Origin of the sequence: Nocardia sp. NPDC051929 (assembly GCF_044548645.1) — a bacterium.
Classification (GTDB): Bacteria; Actinomycetota; Actinomycetes; order Mycobacteriales; family Mycobacteriaceae; genus Nocardia; species Nocardia sichangensis.
The window spans coordinates 53,427-79,949 of record NZ_JBIUCG010000003.1; the positions used below are offsets into that span (position 1 = coordinate 53,427).

Below are 26,523 nucleotides of genomic sequence, written 5' to 3' on the forward strand. Positions count from 1 at the left end.
GTGCCTCACCACAGTACTGGGTCGTTTTCCAGCGCCTGCGGCGCTGGGTGTTCGCGCCCCCTTATGGCCGCGAACGGCGCATGCTCGGTCTCGCTTCGCTCGAAAGTCGTGGTCGAGGTGTACTGGGCGCTCGGTGGGGCGATCGACCGACCCGCATGTTCGCCGGGCCTGCCGCCTGGCGTGGAAAACCGTCGGCTGCCATGGCGTCTCGAGACCTTGGCTCGTAGCGGGCATCCGCGCCTGCCGGTTGGCAGATGGGAGGGTGTCTCGGATGCTCGCTCGGGCGCAGGCGGGGCCTGATCTGTCGCGCCTCGCTCGGAGACCGCAGTGATGCCGATTCGCTCGGCCGCCGGAGTGATGCCGAGCCGACCGGTCGAGACGATGCTCATCGAACCCGCACGGTCGGCGATCACCGTGACTCCGTGTGAGGGTGACGGCTCGGATGACGGCGTCGCGGCAGCTCTATTACGCATGCGATTCCCGCCGCGCAGCCTCGTGGGCGGGCGGGGACGAGCGGTGCGGGCACTGTCAGCCGCGCTGCTGGAGGCGTTCGACGTACTTGGCGATCACGTCGACTTCCAGGTTGACGGTGGTGCCGACGGTGGCGAAGCCGAGGTTGGTCAGGGAGAGCGTGGTGGGGATGAGGGAGACCTCGAACCAGTCGCTGCTGCCGGTCTCGGCGGGCTCGTCGGAGACGCCGAGGCCGGAGACGGTGAGCGAGATGCCGTCCACGGTGATCGACCCCTTCTCCACGACGTAGCGGGCGATGTTCTCGGGCAGCGAGATCCGCACCACGTCCCAGTTGTCCGACGGAGTGCGCGAGAGCACGGTGCCGGTGCCATCGACATGGCCTTGGACCAAGTGGCCGCCGAGCCTGCTGTTCAGAGCGGCGGCGCGCTCGAGATTCACCTTGGCGCCGACGTCCAGCTTGCCGATGCTGGAGCGATTGAGCGTCTCCGCCATGACGTCGACGGTGAACGAGTCGCCGCCGACCACCTCCACGACGGTCAGGCACACTCCGTTCACGGCGATCGAATCACCGTGCCCGGCATCGGAGGTCACCAGCTTGCCCTTGATCGTCAGCCGCGCGGCGTCGGTCAGCCGCTCGCTGGCGACGATCTCGCCGAGTTCCTCGACGATGCCTGTGAACATGTGCTGTGACTCCTGTCGCGTCGTTGTCTTCCGGTTGCGGAACAGCGCGGGACCCGGCCGCTATTCCCGCACCTCCTCAGCCTAGTGACGCGGGGTCGCCGTAGACAGCCGCGTTCCGTGCCCGCCGAGGGCGGACCGGGACCCGCGCCGGAACCGACCGCAGGGCGGGCCGAGGCGGGCGGAACCGGCCGGTCCCATCGAAAATGGAACGAAATATGTCCACACCCGCCGTGATCACCCGGATGGACGACATATGCATGATTATTCTGCGGCATTTGGCGTACCGCACGAATTAATTTACCCCGCAGAGAGTTTGCGGATTCATTCTCGATACTCGAACGAAACACGGTTATAACGCAGATTCCGTGCTCGGACGGCGCGGTACGCGATATCGTTACGCGGCTGACTTCTCGCGTTCAACTTTCCCGTCCATGCAGTCCGATGACACGCTCTACCAGGGAACATGACCGACAAGCGGGAAGCCTGCCACACGATGTTCACTCCTCGAGAAAGCCGGAGAACACAGTGGGACAAATTGGGTCGAACGCAGCTGGGGGCGCAGTGTGACCACATTTCTCGATTCGACGCCGGAAGTTCGCTGTTCACGGTATCGGCGCGAATTCCAGCTGCCCGCATCGATGGATCCCGGTTCGCACCGCATTCTCCTGCACATCGGTGTCGACTACGGCGCCGTCACCATGCCCGCCGAACTCGGCGAGCAGGTGCTACGGCGACTCGCCCAAGACGGAATCGCCGGGCCGGTGGTCGACCATCCGCGAGCCAAGCATTGGACGTTCCTCACCGGCCCCGCCGGGCCGGACGCCGTCAGCCCGGCGGTCTCGGCCGAATTGTTCCGCCTCTACGCTGCGGTGGCCTGCGCGGGCAGCCAAGTGGTGCTGCCCTCACCGGACGACGAGCGCACCGGGTATCGCGTGTGGATCCGGTCACCGGAGGCCGGCGCCCGCCGCCCGCCGATCAGCGCGGTGATCGAGACGATCCGCGCGGTCGCCGCGCGTGGAACGCGGACCGGCTAGCACCGTTCAGCGGGCCCACGCCGAGGCCGCCTGGCCGCGCAGCTTCTCCACGGTGGCGGCGGGGTCGGCGGTGCTGTAGACCGCGGAACCGGCGACGAAGCAGTCCACACCCGCCTCCGCGGCCGCCTCGATGGTGTCGGCGTTGATCCCGCCGTCGATCTCGACCAGCAGCCGCAGCTCACCGGCATCGACCAGGTTCCGCACGACGCGCGCCTTCTGCAGCACCTCCGGAATGAACGACTGTCCGCCGAAGCCGGGTTCCACGCTCATCACCAGCAGCGTGTCGAATTCGCGCAGGATCTCCAGGTACGGCTCGATCGGCGTGCCCGGCTTCACCGAGAGCCCCGCCTTGGCGCCCGCGGCGCGGATGTCGCGGGCCACCGCGATCGGATCGTCGGTCGCCTCCGCGTGGAAGGTCACGTTGTGCGCGCCCGCCTCGGCGTACGGCGGCGCCCAGCGGCCCGGATTCTCGATCATCAGGTGGCAGTCGAGGGGGATCTCGGTCGCCTTCAGCAGGCTCTCCACCACCGGGAGGCCGAGCGTGAGATTCGGCACGAAGTGCGCGTCCATCACGTCCACGTGCAGCCAGTCGGCGCCTGCGACGGCCGCCGCTTCGTCCGCGAGGTGCGCGAAGTCTGCGGACAGGATGGAGGGGGCGATCATCGGAGCGGCCGGACGCGGGTGAATCGGGTTGGACACAACGCCGGAGTCTAACGGTACCCAGGGTTGTCCAGCGCGGGAGTGGGTAGCCTGCATAGGGTGATCAATATTTCGGCGGAACAGGGGCTCTACAGCACCCCGGTGGAGATTCGGGTGGCGGCGTCGGTGACACAACTGCCCATCGTGCGTGGGCTCGCCGAAACACTCGTCCTACTCAGCGATTTCACACTGGACGAGGTGGCCGATATCCGGCTGGCCGTCGACGAGGTCTGCTCGACCCTGATCGCGGTCGCCGCCCCGGAATCGAGCCTGAACTGCCGTTTCACCGTCGGCGACACCGTGTTGCTCGTCCGGGTCGACGGCCTGGCGGAGAAGCCGGGGCTGCCCGATCAGCGCAGCTTCGGCTGGCACGTGCTGCGCACCCTCACCGACTCGGTGGAGGCGACCCAGGATTCGTTCGACGCGACGGTCTCCGGATATCCGACGACGGTCGAGTTCCGTCGGGTCCGGGGGAAGGCGTAGTGGCGGACGAAGACACCGTGTACGACTCCCAGCGCGACGACGACGCCGACACGCTGACCACCGAGGACGAGACCGATGCCGAGGAGACCCTGGAGGCGGCGGGCGCGGTTCCCGGTTACGACGATGTCGGATTGCTCTTCGAGCAGCTCGCCTCCAGTGAGGCGGGGACCGCGCGGCACAGCGCGCTGCGCGCGGAACTGATCAGCCGCTGCATTCCGCTCGCCGACCACATCGCCAGGAAGTTCAGCGGGCGTGGTGAGCCGTTCGACGACCTGACCCAGGTCGCGCGGGTGGGGTTGGTGCACGCGGTGGACCGTTTCGACGTCGAGCGCGGCTCCAACTTCCTTTCTTTCGCGGTGCCGACCATCATGGGTGAGGTCCGCCGGTATTTCCGCGACAACACCTGGGCGATGCGAGTGCCGCGGCGTGTCAAGGAGACTCACCTACGCATCGGCGCGGCGATCGACAGTCTCTCGCAGACTCTCGGCCGCTCGCCGACGGCGAAGGAGATCGCCGCCGAGCTGGACGTCGACCCGGACGAGGTGACCCAGGCGGTCATCGCGGGCAACGCCTACCAGCCGAGTTCGATCGACGCGGCCACGCTCGGCCGCGACACCGACGCCTCGCTCCTGGACACCCTCGGCGAGGAGGAGTCCCAGTTCGATCGGGTCGAGGAGTACGTCGCGATCCGTCCGCTGCTGGCCGGGTTGCCGGAGCGGGAACGACGCATCCTCACCATGCGGTTCTTCGAATCGATGACCCAGACGCAGATCGCGCAGCAGATGGGCATCTCCCAGATGCACGTCTCGCGCATCCTCGCCAAGACCCTCGCCCGCTTGCGGGAGCAATCCAGCCGGGAATGACCCCGCTCAGCGCGGCTTGCGCAGCGCCGCCACGAACATGGCGTCGGTACCGTGCCGGTGCGGCCACAACTGTGCCCCCGGCCCGTCGCCAACATCGGTGACGCCGGGCAGCAGTTCGCGGGTGTCGAGCTGCTCGGCGCCGAGGCGGCGCACGGCATCGGCGACGATGGACACCGTCTCCGGCAGATGCGGCGAGCATGTCGAGTACACCACGACCCCGCCAGGGCGCAGCAGATCCCATGCGGCGGTGAGCAATTCGCGCTGCAACACCACCAGTTCCCGGACGTCCGCCGGGGTGCGCCGCCAGCGCGCCTCAGGTCTACGGCGCAGCGCTCCGAGGCCGGTGCAGGGGGCGTCGACCAGGATGCGGTCGTAGCCCGGGGTCAGTCCGCTGGCGCGGCCGTCGGCGACGTGCACGTCCACCGGCAGGTCGTGCACGGCTTTGCGGACCAGCTCGGCGCGGTGCGCGGCGGGCTCGACCGCGTCCACCCGGAAACCGTCGATCGCGGCGATCGCCCCCAGCAGCGCGGCCTTGCCGCCCGGTCCTGCGCACAGGTCGAGCCAGCGACCGGTGTCCGGGCCGTCGAGCGCGGCCCTGGTCAACGCCAGCGCCACCAGCTGGCTGCCTTCGTCCTGCACCGCCGCCATGCCCTCGCGGACCGGCTCCAGCTTGCCGGGATCGCCGCCGTCCAGATAGACCGCGTACGGCGACCAGCGGCCCTCCTCGCCGCCGGTGACCAGCGCGAGTTCCTCCGCGGTGATGTCGCCGGGGCGGGCCACCAGGTGCACCAGCGGGCGGGCGTCGTCGGCGGCGAGCACGTCGCGCAGTTCCGCCGCTCGCGCGCCCAGCGCGTCGGCGAACGCCTGCGCGATCCAGACCGGATGGGCGTACTCGAACGCCAACCGGCCGAGGGGGTCGGCGGGCGCGAGCGCGTCGACCCATTGCTCGGGGGTCTTCTCCCCCGCGCGCCGGAGCACCGCATTGACGAAACCGGCTTTGCCCGCACCGAATTCGGCGCGCGTCAACGCGACGGAGGTGTCCACGGCGGCGTGCGCGCCGATCCGGGTGCGCAGCAACTGGTAGACGCCGAGCCGGAGCACGTCCAGCAAGGGTCCGTCGATCTCCTCGATCGGCCTGCCCGCGCCTTCGGCGATCACCGCGTCCAGTAGTCCCAGCGACCGGCACGCGCCGTAGGCGAGTTCGGTGGCCAGTGCGGCATCCCGACCCGACAATCCCCGTTCGCGCAGCAGCGCGGGCAGAACGAGATTTGCGTAGGCATCGCGCTCACGGACCGCCCGCAGCACATCCCTGGCGACCGACCGCGGCGGGTCGGCGGATTCCCTTGGTCGTCCGGCGGCTTTGGCCCCTTGGCGCGGCGCGGTTTGCGAAGCCGGGCGCCCGCCGGTGGAACGGTCCGATCGGCCCGCCGCCGAGCGTCGTCCGGTGGAGCCGCGCCGTTCGTCGCGATCACGGCCGCCCGCCTCGGCGCGCCCACCGCCGGAACGCCGACCGGTCGCCCGCGACCTGTCCGCCGCGTCGCGATCCTGCTGCTTCCCGCCGCCCTGCGCGCGTGCCCGGCCTGCCTCGCCGGAACGATTCGGCGCGGACTCTCGTTCGTCGCGCCGCCGGTCGCGTGCGTTGCCGTCGCCGGGCCGATTGCCGCGCGTCATTCGACCACCGCGCCCGGCTGCAGGCGGGCGCCGCGCGCCCAGTCGAGCGCGGCCATCATGCGCTTGCCCTGCGGCTGCACCTGGTCGAGCCGCACCGCGGTGGTCGCGGTGCCGACGAACACACCGGACTTGCGGACCTCGATCACCCGCTCCGGCAATTCCTCCTCGACCAACTCGACCGGCCCCAGCTTCAACCGGGTGCCGCCGACCTCGGTCCACGCCCCCGGCGCGGGAGTGACCGCGCGGATCCGCCTGCTGATGGCCAGCGCGGGCAGATCCCAGCGCACGTGCCCGACCTCGACGCCGACCTTCGGCGCGTACGAGACACCGTCGGTGGACTGCGGGACCGCTTGCAAGCTCCCGTCCTCCACTCCGTCGAGCGTCGCTTCCAGCAGGCGCGAGCCGCTGTCGGCCAGCCGCTCCAGGAGAGTGCCCGCGGTGTCGGTGACGGTGATCTTCTCGGTCACCATGCCGAAGACCGGGCCGGTGTCCAGTCCGGCCTCGATCTGGAAGGTGGAGGCGCCGGTGATCTCGTCGCCCGCATCGATCGCGGCCTGCACCGGCGCCGCGCCGCGCCACGCGGGCAGCAGCGAGAAATGCAGGTTGATCCAGCCGAAGCGCGGGATGTCGAGCACCTGCTGGGGTAGCAGCGCGCCGTAGGCGACGACGGGACAGCAGTCCGGCGCCAATTCGGTGAGCCGCGCGACGAATTCCGGCTCCGACGGCCGCCGCGGGGTGAACACCGGGATGCCGTGTTCGTCGGCCAGCAGGCCGACCGGCGACCTGGTCACCTTCCGGCCGCGCCCCGCGACCGCGTCCGGCCGCGTCACCACGGCGACGACCTCGTGGCGCGCCGATTCCAGCAGACGCCGCAGCGACGGAACCGCCGGTTCCGGGGTGCCCGCGAAGACGACGCGCATCAGCGGCCCGCTCCGAACGGGTTGGGCCGACCCGCACCGCTCATCGAACGGGCCGGGCGCACCGTCGAGCCCGCCGCGAACCAATCGGATTCGCGGATCACCCGCATCGCCTCCTTGCGCTGGGCCGGGTCGAGACGGTCGATGAACAGCACGCCGTCGAGATGATCGGTCTCGTGCTGCACGCACCGCGCCAGCAACCCTTCGGCTTCGAACGTGACCGGTGCGCCGTCGACGTCCACACCGGTTGCCCGCACCCGCAGGGCCCTGCGCGTGTCGTAGCGCACGCCGGGAATCGACAGGCAGCCTTCCGGCCCCACCTGCTCCTCGTCGCCGACGACCTCCCACCGCGGGTTGACCAGATGCCCCGCGGCGTCGCCCGTGTCGTAGACGAACACGCGCAGCCCGACCCCGATCTGCGGCGCGGCCATCCCGACACCGCCGTCGTCGTGCATCGTCTCGGTCAGGTCGGTCACCAGCTGACGCAGATCACGATCGAACGCGGTGACCTCCGCGGCGCGGGCACGCAAGATGGGATCGCCGAACAGGCGAACGGGCTGGATGGTCACGGCTGGCTCCCGGAAGCGACGAATACGGTCGCCCCATTCTAGTGAGACGACCGGAAATCCCCGATTCGCCAGCCGGAAGCTGGTACAACTCCTATGCGGTCCGGGCGGGGTGTCGATCCCTCCGCCCGGCCGCCCGGAAAAACCCTGGTCAGCCGTCCGCCGGTGACCGCGGACCAGTGGTGGCCCGCAGCTCGCCGAGCAAGGCGTTCGGCAGCGGGCGGGCAGGCTCCGGCCGGAAACCGTAGTATCGGCGCACCATTCGCTCGTATACCCGGCTCGGGAGCAGCCTGCGGGTCCAGAAGGACAAGCGGACGTCACGGCCGCACAGGTAGGTCTGCCGTGGCCGGTCCGAGGCCAGGATCATCGCGACCTTGTCGGCCACCGCGGCGGCGGGCTGTCCCGCGGCCAAGTAGCCGCGTACGAGGTCCAGCACGGCGGCACGGTCGTGGTCGTAGGCGGAGATCGGGCTCGACACGTGTCGCGCCGTGTCGATGATCGGGGTGACGGTCCATCCCGGGATGAGTACCGACACCTGGATGCCCGACCCGGCGGCCTCGATGCGCGCGGCTTCGCCGATCCGCTCGACGGCGGCCTTCGTAGCCGAGTACCAACCGCCGTATGGCTCGGCGACGGCGCCCGCTCCCGAACTGACGACGATCACGCGCCCTGCGCCTCGGGCGCGCAGCAACGGCAGCACCGCGCGCAGTACGCGGTGCGTGCCGAGGACGTTGGTGTCATAGAGCGCCGCGGCCTCTGCGGGCGTGGTCTCCTCGACCGCGCCGACGACGCCGTACGCCGCGAAGGTGACGACCGCATGGATGCTGCCGTGCCTGGCGTGCACGTCGCGAACCCAGCGGTTCACCGCTTCTTCGTCGCGCACGTCGACCCGGGCGATTCCGGACGCGGCGACCCGGTCGCATCCCTCGACCGTGTACCCCAGCGCCGCAAGGCGTTCCATGGTGGCCGCGCCCATGCCGTTGGCCGCTCCGGTGACGAGCACCACCGTCACGCGGCACACACCTTCAGTACCCGCGGCAGAACCTCCAGCCGCGCCGACTCCACCATCGTGACCTCGCCGTCCAACTCCAGCGGCGCCGGACGATCCGGCCGCAGCTCCACGACCGAATCGCGATGGCATACCGCCAGCGGCGACCGCCGGAATCGGCCCGCGTACAGTCCCGCGACCAAGCCGAGCGTCCTGAGCTTCCCCGCCTCGGCCCAGATGTTCACATCGAACCGGCCGTCGGCGCGGGTGACCGCCGTGTCGTAGCGCATGCCGCCGGCGAAGTGCACGCTCTTGAGCACGCCGATGTTGGTGATCGGGGCCGCGTGGCTCCAGTCGCCGCCACGAACGGCGACGGTCAGCGGCCGATGGGTGGCAAGGGTGGCGAGTGCGGTGGCGATGATGGCGGCCTCCACGCTGCGCGACTTGAGCCAGCCGACCACCCCGGTGGCGTGGTTGAAGGAATGATTGCCCGCGGCGACCAGCCCCATGCTGGCGTTGAGCAGGAAGTAGCGCACCGCACGCGTGCCGTCGGCCAGCAGCACGCACGCCTTGCCCACGTCGACGAATTCGGCGCGCGCGGCGTCGACCCGCACCGGAACGGTGCCGATACGTCCGGTGCCGGGCACCGGTTTGTGGAAGTCGTTCGAACTGCCCAGCCCCACCGCGCCCAGTGCGCAGCCGGGAGCGCGCGGGTGGTCGGTTGCCGGGTCCATGAGCGCGTTCAGCACCAGGTTGACCATGCCGTCGCCGCCCGCGGCGACCAGCACCGGAGGCGGATCGGGCCGGGTGACGGCCGCGCGCACGAGGTCGGTGGCGTGCCCGGCGTCGGCGGGCAGTTCGACCGACAGGTGCGGGTGACGGTCGCGCAGGGCGGATTCCACCGGCTCCCAGCGCCGCAGTGCGGTACCCGCGTTCGCTCGCGGGTTCAGGACGACGAGCACGAATCCTCCTCGATGCCGAGCCATCGGCGTAGTGCGTGGTGATCCCCCACCGTGACCAGTCCGGTCCGGGCCACGGCCGGCGGTATGCCGGTGGTGCGCGGGCCGACCAGGAAGACCGGGATGCCCAGTTGCGCGGCGGGACCGTCGTGAGCCGGGTCGTTGCCGACCATGACGCAGTCACCCGCGGCCGCGCCCAACTGGTCGAGCAGTTCGCGATAGAACTCGAGCCGCGGCTTGGCGCGGTGCATGGTGTCACCGCTGGTGACGAAGGCGAACGAAGCGAGATCAATTCCGCCCCAACGGATCCTGGCCTCGACGGTGCTGCGCGGCCACAACGGGTTGGTCGCGACCACTTGCCGCGCACCCGCCTCCGCCAGCCCGCGCACCGTCGCCACCGCCGCCGGGCGCGGCGGGAAACACGCTCGCAGCCTCGCGAATTCGACCTCGGCCAACCGGGTGAGGCGGTCCGCGACCACGTCACGGCCGGTGCCGAGACGCTGGGCGAGCAGCAGCACCATCAGCTCCGTGTTGGTGTGGTCGCTGTCGTTGGCGCGCACGTCACCCAGCGTGCGGCGCAGCAGGGGCAGGAAGCGGTGCGGTGGGACGAGATCGCGGAACACCCAAGCCGCGCCCGCGGGCATCAGCGTCGCGAAGGTGCGCCGCCGCTGCCCGATCAACGTGCCGTCCAGATCCCACAGCACGGTCGGCCGTGGGCTCATTCCTGGCTGTCCAGTACTGCTCGCAGGTCCGCTCTGGTCAGCCCGAGGCGGGCGGCGTAGTCGTCGATGCCGGGCGGCCGCGCACCGCCGAGCCCGGTGCGGGACCGAAGTTCCCCAGCGTATGCCGCGCCGAGGTCGTAGACCGTCTTGGCCAGCGCGGCGGGGAACAGCCACCGGCCGAGGTCACGCTGGAACACCCTGGTCAGACGGTAGGGCGCGACCAAGCGGGCCCCGACGGCGGCCACCGCGCCCGGATCGCGCAGCGAACTCATCCTGGCCGCCTCGGCGCCGGGGACCAGGAGCAGCCCGGACCACAGCCGCGCGAAGCCGTCCAGCTTCTCCCGCGCGTCAGCGGTCATATTGAATTCGGTGTAGGCCTTCTCGATCCGGGAGGTGTGGGTGGAACGGCTGCGCAGCAACGTGTGCACGTCGGCGACCTTGCGCGCGGTGTCGGCGCGGGTGAATCGATCCACGCGGGGCGCGATCCGGTCCAGCAGCGCCGCGAAGTCGGGGTTCGGCACCAGCCGGTGCGCGAGGGCGAGGGCGTGGTACATCAGGCCCTCGCTGCCCGCCGCCGCGATCTGACCGGAAAGCAGGTCGTAGTCGAGGTCCGTGCCCGCGTATCGGGCCAGGTTCCAGATGTCGCCGAGTTCGCGTACGCCGGTTTTGTAGTAGGGCAGGTGGATGCCCAGATGGTGCAGGTTGTCCTCGTGCGCCATCGCCCACGCGGGTACGCCGTGGAAGTCGATGGGACGCACACGTTTCCATATCGCGGTGTAGTCCACCGTGTAGGGCGCCAGCGGCGTGATCAGGCCCCAGTGCGTGCCCACCACGAGCGCGCCGTCGCGCGAGACGAACGACGGCAGGTGGTGGGATCGCTCGGCCCGCGCCTTGGGCGGCTTGCCGAGCAGCTCGGAGGTCGCGAACAGGCCGAGTTCACGGTAGACCTCGACGGCCGTGTCGACCTGGTCCGGTTCCAGCAGGATGTCCAGGTCGTTCATGCGCTTGTAGCGCGGGTCGCGGTAGATCTCGGTGGCGAAGAGCATGCCCTTGAGCACCACGCAGCGCACACCGCGTTCGTCGAGCCGCCGCACCAGCTCCACCGCCCCGGCCAGGCGGCGGTCGTTGGCGGTCGCGATTTGCTCGGTGACGGCGTCGAACCGCACCCGGACCAGGGGCGGCACCAGCTCGTACACCTCGGCGGCGATCAGCGAGCGCCGCGCCAGCGGGACGGTCGCGTTGAGCTGTGCCAACTCGAAGAAGGCCGCCCAATCGGTGACCCGGTGGGCCAGCTCGACCAGTTCCGCGCGTTCTTCGCCGCTGGGTGCGGCCAGCGCGGCGTGTACCAGCAGCCGTTCGGCGTCGGTCCCGGCCGCGGCGATCACGGTGTCGGTCATGTCAAGCGATCCCTTCCTGTTCGGGATGGAAGCCGAAGCGGCGGGCGACGGTGTCGATGCGGTCCAGTGCGCGGTCGAGGTGGTCGCGGGTGAGGGTGGCCATCATGCTGATCCGCAGGCGCTGCTGGTCGCGGGGCACGGCCGGGAATTCGACGCCGTTGACGAACACACCCTCCCGATGCAGAGCGGTGACCACGTCGGCGACGGCGAGACGCTGTGGTACGAGCAGCGGGATGATCGCGGTCTGCGGGTCGACGGCGAAACCCATCGCGCGCAGCCCGCGCACGAAGTAGCCGACGTTGTCGTGCAGTCGCGCCACGCGTTCGGGATGCGCGGCCAGGAAGTCGATTCCGGCGAGCACCGCCGCGACCACCGAGGGGGCGAGCGCGGCGGAGAACATGTAGGAGCGGGCGAAGAAGCGCAGCGTGTCCACCAGGTCTCGCGACCCGGTGACGAAGCCGCCGGTGCCCGCGAAGACCTTCGAGAACGTGCCCATGGTCAGCTCCACCGATCCCGGACCGAGCCCGAAATGCTCGGCGGTGCCGTGCCCGCGCGCGCCGAGTACTCCGGTGCCGTGCGCGTCGTCCACCGCCAGCCACGCGCCGAAGGCGTCGCACAGCGCTCGGATCTCCGGCAGCGGTGCGATGTCGCCGTCCATCGAGTACACGCCCTCGACGGCCACCACCACGTTCGCCCCTGGATTGCGCCAGCGGATCTGCATCAGCCGGTGGCGCAGCTGGCGTACATCGTTGTGCGCGAAGGCCATCGAGCGCACCCGGCCGAGCTGGATGCCGTCGTACAGGCTGGCATGGTTCTGTTCGTCGTAGAGCAGCACATCGCCTCTGCGCAGCAGACCGGTCACCCAGCCGACATTGGCGGCGTAGCCCGAGGAGAAGACCATGGCCGACTCGCAGCCCTTCAGTTCGGCCAGCCGTTCCTCGAGTCGCCGATGCAAAGTGGTGGTGCCGTTGAGCAAGGGCGGGCCGCCGTGTCCCACGCCATATTCGCGAATGGCGGCGATGGCGGCCTCGACGATGCTCGGCTCGTTGCCCAGGCCGAGGTAGTTGTTGGACCCGAGCATGATCAGCTCGTCGGTCGCGCCGGTCGCCGGATCGCGCACCGGGACGACCGCGCCGGACGGCCCGGCCACTTCTCGCAACACGAACCCGCTGCCGCGAGCGTGCTGCGCGTAGGGCCGGAATTCCGCGAAGCGCTGGTCGAACGTGTGCGCGGCTGGGTCGAGATAGTGCTCCAGGCTGAAATTCTCGCCGTGGGCCAGATCGGGTGCGGTCATGGTCGTCGCTCCTGCCCGAGGGTCACGGTTCCCGCGCGGCCGTCCAGCACCAGGACGTCACCGTTTCCGATCAGGCGGGTGACTCCGGGCACGCCGACGACCGTGGGGATGCCGAGTTCGCGTCCGATGATGGCGGTGTGGGAGAGCAGGCTGCCTCGTTCGCTGACCAGGCCGCCCGCGGCGACCATGAGGAACACCCAGCCCGGGTCGGTGGTCGCGGCGACGAGGATCTGCCCATCGATCGCGACGTCCGGATCCGGGGTGTCCAGGACCAGCGCGGGAGCCTCGACGCGACCTGGGGCGCAACCGATTCCGTGCAGCACGCGCGCTCCCTCGGCAGCGTCCGGGCCCGGTTGCTCCAGTGCCGGATCGCTGATCCCCGACGCGGCGATCCCGGTCGTGACGATGCGGGAGGGCAGGCGCTGAGCCTGCCAGCGGTCGTAATCCGCCTTGCGGAGGGCGACGGTACGCGTGATGTCGGTGTCCACCGCCGTTCCGCGGGTGAGGGCCGCGATCTCCTCGTAGGTGAGCCAGAAGACGTCGCGCGGATCGCCCACCAGGCCGTCGGCGTGCAGTCGCCTGCCGTACTCCCGGAACACCCGCTTGAGCAGACCGAAGGCGCGGCTGCGGCCCAGCCGCATGTTCTCGCGCTGCTTCACGTGTTCGCGGGCGAGCCGAAGCGCGAGCCGGAAAACCCACCGCCGCACGCCTTCACCTGCGAACAGCTCGGTCGCCGTCCGCTCGGCCGCACGCCGGATCGCCCGCTCACGCGCGATCATGTCATCGGCGTTCTGCCCGCCACGCAGGTAATTCCGCAGCATGGGCACCAGTCGTTCGGGGTGCTCGCCGAGCGGATCGGTCTCCAGCTTGAGTTCGTCCACCGTGCGGTCGCCGAACTCGGCGATGTGGCGCAGGCACGCCGCGCGGAAGGTCGCGAACCGGTCTTCCGACAGGGACGCCCACACTTGCTGCGCGGTGGAAGGACCGTCGAACAGCGCACGCAGCGCCGAGTCGGCGCGCACCCGCGCGGCCAGTGCCAGTGCCGACCGCACCGGATCGACGCTGTCGACACCGTCCTCGCCGCAGAACAGTTCGTTGCGCAGGGTGAGCGCCGCTTCCTCGGCGAGGCCGGCTCGGCGCAACTGCAGTCCGACCACATGGAACATCTGCTGGGCGAGGAAATCGTTGAAGATCTGCACCGAGTAGGCGGGCACGAGTTCGTCGAAGAAGCGTTCGGTCCACGCCAGCAACGCGTGTGCGTCGCGGTCGCGCTCCGGCCGATCCTCGTCCAGCCTGCGTTCGAGGTCTGTGGTTGCCGCCGCCAGCGCCGTGAAGAACGCGCGCAGTCGCCGCGGCAGTCGCAGCCAGCCGAGCAGGATGATCGCGAACACACGCAGGCGCAGCGCGATCGCGCGCAGCCGGGCGATACCACGGGCAGGCGCAGGCGGTCGCTGGTATCGGTTCTCGATATTGAGCGCGGCCTCCCAGCCTTCGATGGCGAATTCCATGCCGGGGATCTCGAGGAACAGGCGGTACCAGTTGCTGATGTTGTAGTAGATCCGGCCGCGCGCGGTGCCGACCAGGTACGGATACAGATCGGCGGCGTTGCGCTCGACGATCCGCGCGGTGGCGCCGAAATCGCGGTGACACGTGCGGAAGACCCGCTCATAGGCGGTACGCAGCACCGAGAACGTCAGCGGGCTCGACAGTCCCGGATACGACTCCGCGACATTGACGTTGTCGAAGACCGTCTCGCGTGCGCCGGTCGCCGTGACCGGTCTCGCCTGCAGCAGGTGCAACCGCCCGTCCGGCGTGTAGGCGAACTCGACATCCTGCGGTGCCCCGAAGCGGTCCGCGAGTGCGCCCGCCACCTCGGCCAACTCCTGGATCTCCGTGTCCGACAGCGCAGCCGCGGTCAGCGGGTCGGCGAGTTCTTCGACCGTGGTCCCCGCGCCGTGCGGCGCGGGTGCGACCCGGCTGCGCTTGTCGGCGACCACCCGTGAGGTGATGGCGCCGGTGCCGCGGTCGACGAAGTAGGTATCGCAGTCCACCGTGCCCGCCACCACGCCTTCGCCCAGCCCGAGCGCGGCCGCGACCACGGCTTCGGAGGGATCACCGCTGCGCGGATTGCAGCTGAACACCACCCCTGAGACGGCGCTGTCGAGCAGTACTTGCACCACCACGGCGCAGGCGACCGGCGCATTGTCGAGACCGCGGCGCGCCCGGTAGAACAGCGTGCGCTCCGACCACGCGGAGGCGAGTACCGTCCCGATCGCGGCGGGCAGATCAGCGGCCCCGACGTTCAGCACGGTGTCGAGCTGTCCGGCGAAGGAGTCGGTCGCCGAATCCTCCCCGCGCACCGACGATCGCACGGCGAAGCGCACCTCGCCCGCGGCGGCCGGACCGGCGGCCAGTTCGGCGACCACGGTGTCGAGTTCGGCGGCGATATCGCCGGGCAGGGGGCATCCCTCGACGAGAGCGCGGATCCGGGACGACACCGACCGCAAGGCGGCCGGGTCGTCCGGATCGAGTTCGGCGAGCAGTCCCGCGATGGCGTCGGCGGACGGAGCCAGCAGCCGCGCGCACGTATCGGTGCCCAGGACGGCGAACGGGGGCACGCGATATCCGGCGGCCTGCAGTCTGGCGAGGTTGGCGGCCTTGGCTCCGGCGTGCGCCGCGGCCGCCGGGTCCGCCGCGAGGGTTTCGGCGCGCAGTATCGCGCCGGTGGTGGCACTGGTCATCGTGCGGCCTCCTGTCTGGTCCGGGTCGCCGGGACGGCGCGCTCGCGCCGGGTCAACCGCACCAGGACCGGGTCGGGGGTGTTGGAGATCTCCGGGTGCTCGCGCACCCGCATCCCGTTCACCAATTCGATGTCGTAGCGCGACAGCACCATCGCCAGACCCACCCGGATCTCGATCAGCGCCATCTGCTGGCCGACGCACAGATGCGCGCCCCAGCCGAAGGGGAAGTACCGGAACGGCGGACGCGCCCGGTTCCGCTCCTTGGTGAACCGGTCGGGATCGAAGGTCAGCGGCGCGTCCCAGAACCGGGGCAGGCGATGGTTGACGAACGGGCTGATCACGACGATCGCACCGGGTCGCAGGTCGAACCGGTCGAAATGGTCCGGCTCGAGCGCGGTACGGCTGAACGCCCAAGCCGGCGGATGCAGGCGCATCGCCTCATCGATCACGCGGCCGGTGTACTCCAGCCGGGGCAGCGCGGCCCGCACGGCGTCCGGGTCGTCCGGCGCGTCCGGCAGCGCGTCGATCTCGGCGCGCACCCGGTCGAGCACGGCGGGGTTGCGGCCCAGTTCGTAGATCGTCCAGGCCAGCGCCGCTCCGGTGGTTTCGTGACCGGCGAGCAAGAAGGTCAGCACCTCGTGCCGCAGCTGCGCGTCGTCCATCGCGTGTCCCGCGTCGTCGCGGGCGGTGAGCAGCCGGGCGAGCAGTGACCCGGCGTCGTCGTCGGTTCGCCGGTGCCTGCCGATCACCTCGTCGACCACGTGGTGCAACCGGCGTCGCACTTCCCACAGCCGCCGGTTACCCGGAGTCGGGAGCCGCGGCGGCAGCTGGATCGGCGCGGCCATATGCCGCATGACCCACGAAACGCCCTGGCGCACATCGTCTTCGATCTGCGGAAGCACGCCGTCGAGGTCCGCGCCGAGTACCGCGCGGCACACCACGTCGGCGGCGAATCCCATCAGCTCGGGCACCAGGTCGAAGGCCGCGCCGTCGGCGGCGCGGGCGTCCAAGCGGGTGCGCATCCGCTGTCCGCACTCGACCATCAGCGGGATCTCGGACTCCACATGACGGCGCGTGAAAGCCGGTTTGATCAGGGCGCGCTGACGTTTCCACAGCTCGCCGCCGCTGGTCAGCAAGCCGGGACCGAGCAAATGGTTCAGGCTTCGGTAGCTGATCCCCTTCTCGTAGCGCCCCGCACGGGTGACCAACACCTGCTCGATGTGCTCGGGTTCGACCAGCAGGTGCACGTGCTGGTGCGCCAGGCGCAGCCGGACACTGCCGTAGTGGAGCGCGGACTCGTAGAACAGACCGAGCGGGTCGGTCCGGTACCGGGCGTAGACGCCCAAGGGATGCCTGGTGGACGGGCCGTCGAGGCGACGCTCGCCGGTCCCGGTCGTCGGTGTCACCGCGCCACGTCTCCCCCGCGCACGGCGCCGACCAGTTCGTCCGCGTCGCCGTCCAGCAGGCGCCGCGCCGCGGCACGCTGGACTTTGCCGCTGGTGGTCTTCGGGATGCCGCGCGGCGCGACGATCCGCACACCGGCCGCCAGCACGCCGGTGCGTTTGCTCACCGCGGCGCGTACCGCACGGGCCAGCGCGTCGTGCTCCGTCCGCGCCACGGCGGATTCGACGATCAGGTGCAACTCTTCCGATCCGGCGTCGGCATCGGTTCGTCCCAGCGCGACCGCGCCGCCCGGCCGCACTCCCGGCACCTGCTCGGCGGCGATCTCGAAGTCGGTGGGCAGGTAGTTCGCGCCGCGGATGATGATCAGGTCTTTGCGTCGCCCGGTGATCCGCAACCGCCCGTCGCGCAGGTAGCCGATGTCCCCGGTGTCCCACCAGCCCTGCGTCCGGGTGGCGGCGGTGACTTCGGGCAGCCGGAAATAGCCCGGCGTGGTGGACGGCCCACGGAATTGCACCCGGCCGACCAGATTCGCGCCGCACGGCGTTCCGTTCTCGTCCACCACGCGGACTTCGGTGCCCGTCACGGGCGCTCCGCAGTCGACGATGTCGAGCGCGTCGCCGTCACCGGCCGGGACATCCACCGCGACGCCGTCTTCGGCCAGTCCGCGCCGGGAGACCGAGTCGAACGCGATCGGCGCCCGCGGATCGGACACCGTCACCGCGAGCGACGCCTCGGCCAAGCCGTAGCACGGTACGAGCGCGTCGGGAGGCAGCCCCCAGCGGCCGAACCGGTCGACGAACCGCCGCACCGTGGGCGGATGGATCGGTTCGGCGCCGCAGAACAGGAACCGCCATGCGGACAGATCCACTCCGTCGAGTTCACCGTCGGCGATGCGGGCGGCGGCGTATCCGTAGGCGAAATTCGGTGCGGCGGTGACAGTTCCGCGATGCCTGTGCACCGCACGCAGCCAATCGGCCGGGTGGCGCAGAAACCGGTTGGGCGGGATCAGCACCGCGTCGATGCCACGGAACAGCGGTGTGAGAAACCCGCCGATCAGGCCCATGTCGTGGTGCAGCGGCAGCCAGCCCACCCAGGTGTCGCCGGGTCCGATCGCGGCGGCGCGGGCGATCTGCTCGCAGTTGGCGGCCAGATTCGCGTGGGTGACCTGAACCCCCTTGGGCGTGCCGGTCGAGCCGGAGGTGGCTTGGATGAACGCCAGATCCTCCGGTGCGGGCAAGTGGGGCGCGAGCGCGGGAGCGCCCGGTGTGCCTGCCAGCGCATGCAGTGCCGACGCGTCGATTGTCGCCACCGACGCGGGCACTGGCAACGTGGTGAGCACCGCCGGAGTGCTCACCACGGCCGCCGGTTCCAGATAGGCCAGCAGCCGGGTGAACCGGTCCAGGAAGATTTCGGCGGCCCCGAAGCCGCCCGGCGTGGCGATGGCGGTGGGCACCGCGCCGAGCGACAGTGCGCCGAAGAAGGCCGTGACGAACTCCGCCGAGGTGGGCAGGCACAGCAACACGCGGTCGCCCCTGCGCACGCCGTCGGCGGCCAGGCCCGCCGCGGCGCGGCCCGCAGCGCTCACCAGATCATCGTGGCGCCAGCGGATTTCGTCGTCCCGCCGGGCAGCGGCGCGCTCGGCCAGGATCACCGTCGACGCCGCCGCCGTACCTCGGTCGCCGCCGGACAGCAGCGCGTGCACGATGCTCGGGTGTTGCGGGCGCAGTGTCCCTGATGACGCGGTCATGGCTGGTCCTCGACATAGCGCACGATCGTCGCGACCGTGGTCAGCCGGACGGCGACGTCTTCCGGAATGCTCACGGAGAACTCCTGTTCGAGCTGAATGGTCAGTTCGATGGCGGTCGGCGAATCGAGTCCGTAGTCGATCAGCGGCGCCGCCGGATCCAGATCGGTCGCGGGCACCCACAGCACCTCGCCGACGATCGCGCGGACCCGCGCCTCCAGGTCCGCCGAGCCGATGTCGTCACGTGCACTCATCCGAGCAACTTCCCTTCCGTCACGCAGGCGCGCACCGATTCCTCGAGGTCGACGTCGTCGGCGGTGTCGATGCGGTGAAACGCCACTTCCGGGAACGCGGTCGCGAGGGTCTCGCGCACCCGCTCGTATCCCGAGCGCAGGGTGGTCAGCCGCTCGGCGGTCTCATGGGCCTCGACGGGCCCGTGTGCCGACCGCCGCGCACAGCGGGCCGCGGCCTGCCCGGGCGGTGCGTCGAGCCACAGCACCGCGTCCGGCAGCGTGGTGCGAAACCGTTCGCCGAAGCCGGATACCGCGCCGGCGATGTCGCGACCGACCAATTCCGCGATCTCCGACAGCAGCAGCCACGGGTCCGGCGAGCTGCCCAGCCGTTCGGCCTGGGCGTGCTGCCATGCGAGGATGTCGGCGAACGTGCCCGGTCGATGCCGTTCGAGCACCGCCGCGATCTCGTCCTGTCGCGCGCGGCAGCGCCCGTCCGTGCCCGCCAGCGCCACGTACAGCGGACCGTAGACGAGCAGTTCGATCAGCGGATGCCGTTCGCAGACCAGCACATCCGGTTCCCAGGTGCGCAGGAAGTGCTGTTCCACCGGCCCGAACAGGGTCATCTGCAGGTACATCGCGGTGGCCTTCATCGCGACGTCGCCGATCTCGTCACAGCCGACGCTGAAGGCCCGCAGCTGCCGGGACAGATCGGCGAGCGGAACGTCGCGGGTGTCGTGGAAATCGGGGCAGGTCATCGACGCGAACCCACCGGCGTCGGTCCGCACCGCCAGCGCGCGGAGCGCGGCCAGCACCGAGGACTTGCCCGCGCCGTCGATGCCGACCAGGGCCACCCGGCGGGTGTACGAGCCGCTCATCGGTCGTCCTCGCGCAATTGGGTCAGCACCGCGCTGGTGATCTCGGCCTGCGCCGCAGTGCCGTCGAGCCGGATCCAGCCCAACTCGTCCGACAGCGCGTCGAGCGCCTCGTGGCTGCGCTGCTGGAAGGCCAGGAACGACTCCTCGTCGCCGTAGCCGCTCTCGTAGTCGCTGCGCAACCGTTTGCGGCTCAGCGCGTCCTGCGGCCGCACCGCGAGGTAGAAGGTGCGATCGGGTTCCGGGAACCCCGCCGCCAGGCTGCGCAGGACGGCCGGGTCACCGCCGTGGGCGACTTCGGTGGCGTAGTACTTGTACCAATACGCGTTCGCGAGCACGATGTCCGCGCCACGCTCGGCGGCCAGGTCCAGTGCCAGCTGCATGGCGTGGAACAGGAAGTGCGCGCGGCTGAGCGGGGTGAGCATCTGGAGGTAGCCGTAGATCTCCGCGGGACTCCCCCAAGGGAGTTTCGAGGAGACCTTCGGGTCGAGGAAGGCGTCCCAGATCGTCACCGCCGCGACACTGTGGCCCTGCGCCTCGAATTCCGCGGCGATCCTCGCCACCTGGGTGGTCTTGCCCGAGCCGTCACCGCCCGCGAGACAGATCAGGCGTTTACGTGCGGTCAGTGTCGTGTCCTTTCCGGAGCCGCGCGTCACGCGAGGTGATGCGACAGGATCTGCCACCTGCGTGGCGGTTTCGGGGAGAGCGGGGGGCGGCGGCGAGTCTTCCTCCGGTCGCGCGCGAGCGGCGACGTCCGCTCGCCGGTGATCCGCGGACGGTGCGCCGCCCACGGGGGCCGTGACGGAGTCCGCGTCCAGGATCCGCACCACTCCCGCGCTGCCGTCGATTCGGATCCGCTGACCCGATCGCACGACACTCGTCGCGCCCGCCACGTTCAGTACGGCGGGGATGCCGTACTCGCGTCCGATCACGGCGGCGTGCGACAGCATGCCCCCCACCTCGGTCACCACACCCGCCACCAAGCCCAGCGCGGGAGTCCAACCCGGGTCGGTGAATCTCGTGACGAGGATGTCGCCGTCGCGCAATTGGTCGAGGTCGGTGAGCGCGGTGATCACCCGCGCCGTGCCCTCGGCGACACCGGGACTGCATCCGAGGCCCGAGAGGTCGCCGTCGGCGACGGCGCGCACCGCGGCCACGGTCACCCCGCCACCGAGTTCGTGCGGCGGTGTGAGATCGCGATAGGCCGCGTACATCGCACGGCGGTAGGCGATCACGGGCGCGAGGTCCGCCGCGTCCGCGCGGCCCGCGACCAAGTCGGTGAGCTCGTGGATGGTCAGCTGGAACGCGTCGTCGGCGTGCTCGAGCGCGCCGGCGGCGGTCAAGCGCGTGCCGGCCTCCACCACGTAGGCGCGCACGACGGCGTAGCACTGCGACGAGAATTCCCGCATCCGTTCCCTGGCCACGAGGTAGCGGCGCATCCGCTCGATCTGCTTGTCCAGCGCCTTGGCGTAGCGCACCCGTGTCGTCGGACGAGCCCGAACCCGGGCTCGGACCGCCGCCGATTCGGACTCGTAGCGCTTGCGCTGCTCCACCAGCGTGGCCGCCGGGTCGGCAGGCGCGGTGCCGTGTTCGAGCATCACCGCGATCATTGATCGCACCCGCTGCGGGTCCTCCGACCAGCGCGGGCAGGTGAGGTCGAGTTCGGCGTCGGCGTGGAAGCCCTGCTCGGCGAGGAAGGCCGCGAGCGCCACCTCCCACTCCGGGCTGTCCATGCCGAATTCTTGTGCGACACGGTGTAATTCGACGATTCCGCGTTGCAGCGCCATGTGGCTGATCTCGGCGAGACCACCCATCAGGTCGATGGCGGAGCTGGTCGCGCCGGTGGCCGCGTCGACCTTGTCCAGCAGTTGTTTGAAGTCGGTCTGCACGCTCGAGTTGTGATAGATCGTCGTGAAGTAGGTGCGCTCGGTCGTCGCGTGCAGGGTGAGCAGGCAGTCGGCGAGGTCGGCGGCGAAGGTCGCCTGGTCGGTCCGGGGCAGCGCGCGCACCCGCTCGCGCCACGCCGCGTACTTGGCGGGCCAGCCCGCGGCGAACGCGTCGACGGCGGCGAGCTGTTCGCGATAGCTGCGCTGCACCGCCAGCGCGACGGGCAGCGCGCGGGCGATGGTCAGCGGCGTGTTCGGCGTGCGGATCGGCCCCTCGGGGCCGTACTCGTTGAGGACGCCCAGGTCGTCGTCGAAGTGCTGTTCGTCGAAGCCGGGTATGCGCTGGAAGCACTGCTTCACCGCGCTCACGTTCCAGTAGGCCCGGCCGTAGTACATCGCCATCCAGTCCGGCTCTTCGCCCGCCGCGGCCAGGCCCAGCCCCTCGAAGAACCGCTGCATCGAGTACTGGAAGGCGTTGTCGTACAGCGAGAACATCATGGGTGTGCACACCCGGGCCGAGACGCCGCCGTCGCGCAGGTCCGCATCGGAGAACTGGTCGATGTCGGTGCGCCAGCTGATCGCGGTGACCGCTCGCGACTGCAGCAGCCACAGTGCGCCGTCGCCATCGATCGCCCATTCGATGTCCTGCGGCCGATGCCTGCGGGCCTGCACCGCCAGCAATAGCGCCGCCAGTGCTTCGGTGTCGGCGCCGTCGAGACGGACGTCCTCCTCGCCAGCCTCGCGCGCGACCACGCCGCCGTCGGACAGCCGCAGTGTGTAGCGAGTGGGGGTGACCTGCCCGGAGACCAATCGCTCGCCCACGCCATGACAGGCCTCCAGCACCGCGTGCTCCTCGATGCCGGTGAGCACATCGATGCTGAAACCGACTCCGGCGCAACGTGCCTCGACCATGCGCTGCACCAGGACGGCCACCGTCGCCTCGGCGTCGGCCATGCCGCGGCGGGACAGATACGCCCGCACCCGCTCGTTGCGTACCGAGGCGCGGCACCGTTCGATGTGCGTCCGCAGCGCGTCCGCGTCCGCGACGTCCAGATAGGACTCGTACTGGCCCGCGAAGCTGGCGTCGTCGAGATCCTCGAGGACGCCACTGGAGCGCACGGCCACCGGGAACCCGCCGATGGCCCGCACCCAGCCGGACAGATCGTCGTCGCCGACGCCGTCGAGGTCCAGATCAGCGGGCACGACGAAACCGGCTGGGACGGCGAATCCGTCGGTCAGCAACTCGTGCAGAGTGGCGGCCTTGCCGCCCGCCCGAGCGGGGGCGAAGTCGGCCGCCCCCAGGAACATCGGGGCGGACGCGGTAGTCGGAGTGATCACGGTGGTGGCTCCTGTCGGCAGCAGAACCGGGCGCAGGTCGTGGCGCGCGGCCAGACTTCGTGCCGCGCGGACACCGGCCACGGTGAGCGCGCCGTAGGACGGGCTCGCGGTGCGCGGCTCGAAGCCGAGCAGCAGCGTCTCGGCCATGCACGCGTAGACGATTCCGGCGGGCAACCCGGTTTCGGGTAGGGACGGGGTCTGGCCGAGCGGCAGCGCCATGCGGCCGCCGTCGACCAGGGTGAGATGCGGATGCTCGGCGACCGCCGGGTCCACGTCGCCAGGTACGGCCAGATCGCAGACGAGCACCGGGTGGTGCGCGGCGAGATGTCGCGCGGTGATCAGCGGCTGCGCCGAGTTGGTGGCGGTCACGACTACCCGGCAGTCACGCAGTGCGGCCAGGTCCTCGCTCACGACCACCTCGCCGGGCAGTCCGGCGGCCACCCGGCGCAAGCGCGTCCCCGCGCCCGGCCTGCCCACCAGGACCAGCGAATCGGCCAGCGGAGCGAGCAGTTCGGCCATGACCGAGCCGATGTTGCCGAGTGCGCCGAGGATGCCGACCCGCCGCTGCCCCGACGGCAGCGCGGCCAGTTCGGCGCTGAGCACCTCGTAGGCGCAGGCCGCGGTGAGCGAATTGCCGGAGGTGACCGTAACGGTGTCCTCCGTCACCTCGCGTGCGGCATCGGTGACGATCGAGGTGTAGCCGCCGAGCCCGATCACCGTGGCTCCGGCCGCGATCGCCTGCTCTACCGCGTGCCACACCAGTTCGCGCACGTGGGTCCGCTCGCCGGCACGCTGATGCGCCACGATCTGTTCGGCGGTCAGCGGCAGCGCGAACACCATCATCTCGGTCTCGGCGCCGGTGGGCGAGGAGATCGTCCGCCTGGTCAGTTCGAAGGGATCGGCGACGGGGCGCAGACGTTCGAGCAAGGCGGCGAATTCCGAGTCGCTCCAGCATTCCAGCTCGGGGGCGAGCCTGCGCAGGTCGGCCGTCTCGGGCAGGTTCGCCAGGAACGCCACCTTGGTCGGCGCGTGCGGGTCGCGCGCCGGCGGGATATCGGCGCGCCGTGGCAACGGAGCCCGCTCCGTCACCGTGGGCTTCGTGGTGACGGGAGCGGCCAGGTGCGCCAGCAGCACGTCGTATCGCCCACGGTGCAGCAGCGCCGCGACGTCGTCCAGCGCCGCCGCCAGCCGCGCCATGTCGCCTTGGGTGACGAACGCCGAGGGCTGGACGCGCAGGGTGGTCGGTGCCGAGAGGGTGGGCAGCATGCGGATCGCGTGCCGGTGCAGGAGGTATCCGGCGACCACGTAGCCGAACATGTCGGGCGCGCAGATCTCGCGCAGCAGCGCCGATTCCGGCTCCGGCGCCCGCAGCTGCACGCCCTGCAGGAGCCCGCGCCCACGCACCGCCACGATCTCTCGCGGCCAGCGGCGGGCCACCTCGTCCAACTGCGACCGCAATCGCGCTCCCGCATCGCTGATCCGGAGTTGGTTGTCGCGCAACAGGTCCAGTGCCGCGTCGGCGACCGTCGCCGACAGCTCGTCGTCGGCGAAGGTGGAGGTGTGGTAGCGACCGAAGTCGGACACGGCATGCGCGCGGTCCACCAGCAGCGCGGCGATCTTCACCAGTCCGCCGCCGAGCGATTTCGACATCAGGTAGTAGTCCGCGCGCACACCCGAGGGAGCCGACGCCAGGAACGTGCCGGTCCGGCCCATGCCGCACTGGATCTCGTCGAAGACCAGCGCCGCGGCGTGCCGATCCGCGAGTTCCCGCAAGGCGCGCAGGGTCTCGGCGGGAACCTCCCGCACACCGCCTTCGCCTTGGACGGGCTCGGCGAACACCGCCGCGACGGGCGACAACCGCCGCCACGTCCGCACGGGCGCGCCGTCGGCGCCGAAGCCGATGACACCCACGGTGCACAGCTCGTCGGCGAACGCGTCCGCCACCTCGTCCGGCGCCCAGGTGTCGAGCCGCCACCGCGGCGGGCCGGGCACCACCAGGTCGGCCGGGGTATCGGCCTGTTCGGTCAGCGCGAAGGCGCCGGCGCTCTTTCCGTGGAACGCGCCCGCGAGCGAGACGAACACCGGTCCGCGCTCACGCAGCCGCGCGATCCGGCCCAGCGATTCGGTGAGCACGACCGCGGCGGTCCGCGGCTCGGCGTCCCCGGCGGGCGCGGATGGGCGCACATCGTGCAGGCGGTCGCGGCGCAGCCGGCGCAGCGTCCGCCGTAGCTCGGCGTCCAGTTCGCTCAGGGCGCGCGCGTGCGCGACCGCGGCGTGCCGGATCGCCGCCTCGACCGCGTCGGCTCCGGTGGAACCCAATGTCACCACGTACTCCCGGCCGGTAGACGCACCGACCGACTCGGACAGCCGCCGCGCCAACCGCGCGGCGCCGGGCCGGACACTGCCCTGCGCCACGAATGGCACTTGCTGGTTCAATGTCGCGGTCGCGGCACGTACCAGCGCCGGATGGTTGTGACCGAACAGTGCCGCGCCGAAACCGCCGACGAGATCCAGCACCCGGGTCCCGTCCGCGCGGACGAGATGGTCGCCCTCCGCGGCGGTGTACATCACGTCCAGGTGGCAGGCTCGCAGCAATCCGGCCAGGCCGGGTCGGTTGTAGTCGGCGAAATCGCCGAACGAGTCGGATCCGGTGCGCGGCAATTGTTCCTGCCACCCCGCGCCCGTGGTCACGCGCGCGCCTCGGCCCGGGTGTGCCGCGTACGAGTCGTCTTCGCCGCAACGCACGCGATCACATCGCGCGCGGTATGCAGCATGGCCGCCTCCTCGTCGGAGATCGCGATGCCGAACTCCCGCTCCAGCTCGATCACCAACTCCACCGACCGAACCGAGTCCAAGCCATAATCCAGCAACGGCGTGTCCGGTGCTATTTCGACCACGTGCAGACCACGCGAGAACATCGTGAGAACTCGTTCGGTCAGGGCATCGAATTCATTCATTCAGCGCCTCCTTCATCGCGCGCCAGACCTTTCCACCGGCGCGGAACATCTGTGCCGATCGACGGCCCTCGGGCCGTTCGAAACCGGATATACACAGTTCATCGCGGGTTTTCGCACCCGCAGATTCCGCGCCCACTTGCCCTCCGATATCCGCGAACGGGACTGCCGATTCTCGCCGCTCGTCTTACCCGTGCGGCGTGCCACGACACCGTCCCGCGTTCTCACAATCTGTACACCCGCACTATGCGGGCTGCAATTGGGAACCCGTTGCAGAAAAGCATGTTTCGCCGGAAGGCAATTTTTCAGACAACTTCCCCGACTATGTTTCCGGAAACAAAGCCACGCACCACGGGAACCAGGCCGGGAAACGCACTGTCCCAGACGATTTGACAGCAGGCGAGTGCGGTGGATTTACGTCACCTGTCACCGCTCGACACAATAAAGTGCCCGCTTTTGGAAACTGTGCAGTTCATGTGGCATTCATCCACTGGACAAACGGGAATAAATACCAACCTATCGGTATTTAACACGCGAACTCCCCTTACCGCATCGCGGCCGGAACACGCAGTCACGTAACGACGTTTTTACGCTGCCCGCCAACGC

General features: G+C 70.3%; 20 protein-coding genes. 3 read left to right on the plus strand and 17 right to left on the minus strand.

The genetic code is table 11. From position 1 onward, the window contains the following. Positions 1-528 precede the first annotated feature (528 nt). Positions 529-1,152, minus strand: a complete 624-nt coding sequence (locus tag ACIHAX_RS04530) for a riboflavin synthase (protein WP_364425736.1) — start codon at positions 1,150-1,152, stop codon at positions 529-531. A 563-nt stretch (positions 1,153-1,715) separates the two neighbouring features. On the opposite strand from ACIHAX_RS04530, the gene ACIHAX_RS04535 reads away from it, so the two are divergent. Further along, positions 1,716-2,186: a hypothetical protein gene (locus tag ACIHAX_RS04535; RefSeq protein WP_355070727.1), complete on the plus strand. Its 471-nt coding sequence runs from the start codon at positions 1,716-1,718 to the stop codon at positions 2,184-2,186. A 6-nt stretch (positions 2,187-2,192) separates the two neighbouring features. Here the strand turns inward: ACIHAX_RS04535 and rpe are convergent, their stop codons facing one another. After that, complete coding sequence (rpe, locus tag ACIHAX_RS04540; RefSeq protein WP_355071047.1) at positions 2,193-2,849, minus strand: ribulose-phosphate 3-epimerase; 657 nt, start codon at positions 2,847-2,849, stop codon at positions 2,193-2,195. Between the two features lie 96 nt (positions 2,850-2,945). On the opposite strand from rpe, the gene ACIHAX_RS04545 reads away from it, so the two are divergent. Continuing rightward, entirely contained in the window at positions 2,946-3,368 is a 423-nt protein-coding gene (locus ACIHAX_RS04545) for an anti-sigma factor (RefSeq protein WP_355070725.1), read from the plus strand. Continuing rightward, on the plus strand, positions 3,368-4,231 hold the full coding sequence (locus tag ACIHAX_RS04550) for an RNA polymerase sigma factor SigF (protein ID WP_355070723.1): 864 nt from the start codon (positions 3,368-3,370) through the stop codon (positions 4,229-4,231). Before ACIHAX_RS04545 ends, ACIHAX_RS04550 begins: the two co-directional genes overlap by 1 nt. Positions 4,232-4,237: 6 nt before the next feature. On the opposite strand, the gene ACIHAX_RS04555 is transcribed toward ACIHAX_RS04550, so the two are convergent. The 15 genes from ACIHAX_RS04555 to ACIHAX_RS04625 all read right to left on the minus strand — a co-directional run bounded on the left by ACIHAX_RS04555 (position 4,238) and on the right by ACIHAX_RS04625 (position 25,920). Continuing rightward, positions 4,238-5,902, minus strand: a complete 1,665-nt coding sequence (locus tag ACIHAX_RS04555) for a transcription antitermination factor NusB (protein ID WP_397275798.1) — start codon at positions 5,900-5,902, stop codon at positions 4,238-4,240. Next, positions 5,899-6,822, minus strand: a complete 924-nt coding sequence (gene fmt / locus ACIHAX_RS04560) for a methionyl-tRNA formyltransferase (protein ID WP_355070719.1) — start codon at positions 6,820-6,822, stop codon at positions 5,899-5,901. The genes ACIHAX_RS04555 and fmt overlap by 4 nt, the downstream gene beginning before the upstream one ends. Further along, complete coding sequence (gene def / locus ACIHAX_RS04565; RefSeq protein WP_355070717.1) at positions 6,822-7,388, minus strand: peptide deformylase; 567 nt, start codon at positions 7,386-7,388, stop codon at positions 6,822-6,824. The genes fmt and def overlap by 1 nt, the downstream gene beginning before the upstream one ends. Before the next feature lie 148 nt (positions 7,389-7,536). Further along, entirely contained in the window at positions 7,537-8,397 is an 861-nt protein-coding gene (locus ACIHAX_RS04570) for an SDR family NAD(P)-dependent oxidoreductase (RefSeq protein ID WP_356961771.1), read from the minus strand. Beyond that, positions 8,394-9,335, minus strand: a complete 942-nt coding sequence (locus ACIHAX_RS04575; protein WP_364425748.1) for a diacylglycerol kinase family protein — start codon at positions 9,333-9,335, stop codon at positions 8,394-8,396. The genes ACIHAX_RS04570 and ACIHAX_RS04575 overlap by 4 nt, the downstream gene beginning before the upstream one ends. Continuing rightward, complete coding sequence (locus ACIHAX_RS04580; RefSeq protein ID WP_397275801.1) at positions 9,320-10,054, minus strand: HAD family hydrolase; 735 nt, start codon at positions 10,052-10,054, stop codon at positions 9,320-9,322. The genes ACIHAX_RS04575 and ACIHAX_RS04580 overlap by 16 nt, the downstream gene beginning before the upstream one ends. Continuing rightward, positions 10,051-11,451 (minus strand): nucleotidyltransferase family protein, encoded by a 1,401-nt coding sequence (locus ACIHAX_RS04585; RefSeq protein ID WP_397275803.1) that lies wholly within the window; start codon positions 11,449-11,451, stop codon positions 10,051-10,053. The genes ACIHAX_RS04580 and ACIHAX_RS04585 overlap by 4 nt, the downstream gene beginning before the upstream one ends. A 1-nt stretch (position 11,452) precedes the next feature. Beyond that, the gene (locus ACIHAX_RS04590; protein ID WP_356961765.1) at positions 11,453-12,745 is read right to left on the minus strand and encodes a pyridoxal phosphate-dependent aminotransferase family protein; all 1,293 of its coding nucleotides are present in this window, start codon (positions 12,743-12,745) and stop codon (positions 11,453-11,455) included. Beyond that, a complete protein-coding gene (locus ACIHAX_RS04595; protein ID WP_397275806.1) occupies positions 12,742-15,486 on the minus strand; it encodes a PEP/pyruvate-binding domain-containing protein in 2,745 nt (914 codons plus the stop codon). Before ACIHAX_RS04595 ends, ACIHAX_RS04590 begins: the two co-directional genes overlap by 4 nt. After that, positions 15,483-16,892 carry a cytochrome P450 gene (locus ACIHAX_RS04600; protein ID WP_397275808.1) on the minus strand — a complete coding sequence of 470 codons (1,410 nt, stop codon included), beginning with the start codon at positions 16,890-16,892 and terminating at the stop codon, positions 15,483-15,485. Before ACIHAX_RS04600 ends, ACIHAX_RS04595 begins: the two co-directional genes overlap by 4 nt. Beyond that, entirely contained in the window at positions 16,889-18,637 is a 1,749-nt protein-coding gene (locus ACIHAX_RS04605; protein ID WP_397275810.1) for an AMP-binding protein, read from the minus strand. The genes ACIHAX_RS04600 and ACIHAX_RS04605 overlap by 4 nt, the downstream gene beginning before the upstream one ends. Then, entirely contained in the window at positions 18,634-18,888 is a 255-nt protein-coding gene (locus tag ACIHAX_RS04610) for an acyl carrier protein (protein ID WP_355070700.1), read from the minus strand. The genes ACIHAX_RS04605 and ACIHAX_RS04610 overlap by 4 nt, the downstream gene beginning before the upstream one ends. Then, a complete protein-coding gene (locus ACIHAX_RS04615) occupies positions 18,885-19,742 on the minus strand; it encodes a hypothetical protein (RefSeq protein ID WP_355070698.1) in 858 nt (285 codons plus the stop codon). Before ACIHAX_RS04615 ends, ACIHAX_RS04610 begins: the two co-directional genes overlap by 4 nt. Next, positions 19,739-25,654 (minus strand): aminotransferase class III-fold pyridoxal phosphate-dependent enzyme, encoded by a 5,916-nt coding sequence (locus tag ACIHAX_RS04620; RefSeq protein WP_397275812.1) that lies wholly within the window; start codon positions 25,652-25,654, stop codon positions 19,739-19,741. Before ACIHAX_RS04620 ends, ACIHAX_RS04615 begins: the two co-directional genes overlap by 4 nt. Continuing rightward, a complete protein-coding gene (locus tag ACIHAX_RS04625) occupies positions 25,651-25,920 on the minus strand; it encodes an acyl carrier protein (protein ID WP_355070694.1) in 270 nt (89 codons plus the stop codon). Before ACIHAX_RS04625 ends, ACIHAX_RS04620 begins: the two co-directional genes overlap by 4 nt. Positions 25,921-26,523: the final 603 nt, after the last annotated feature.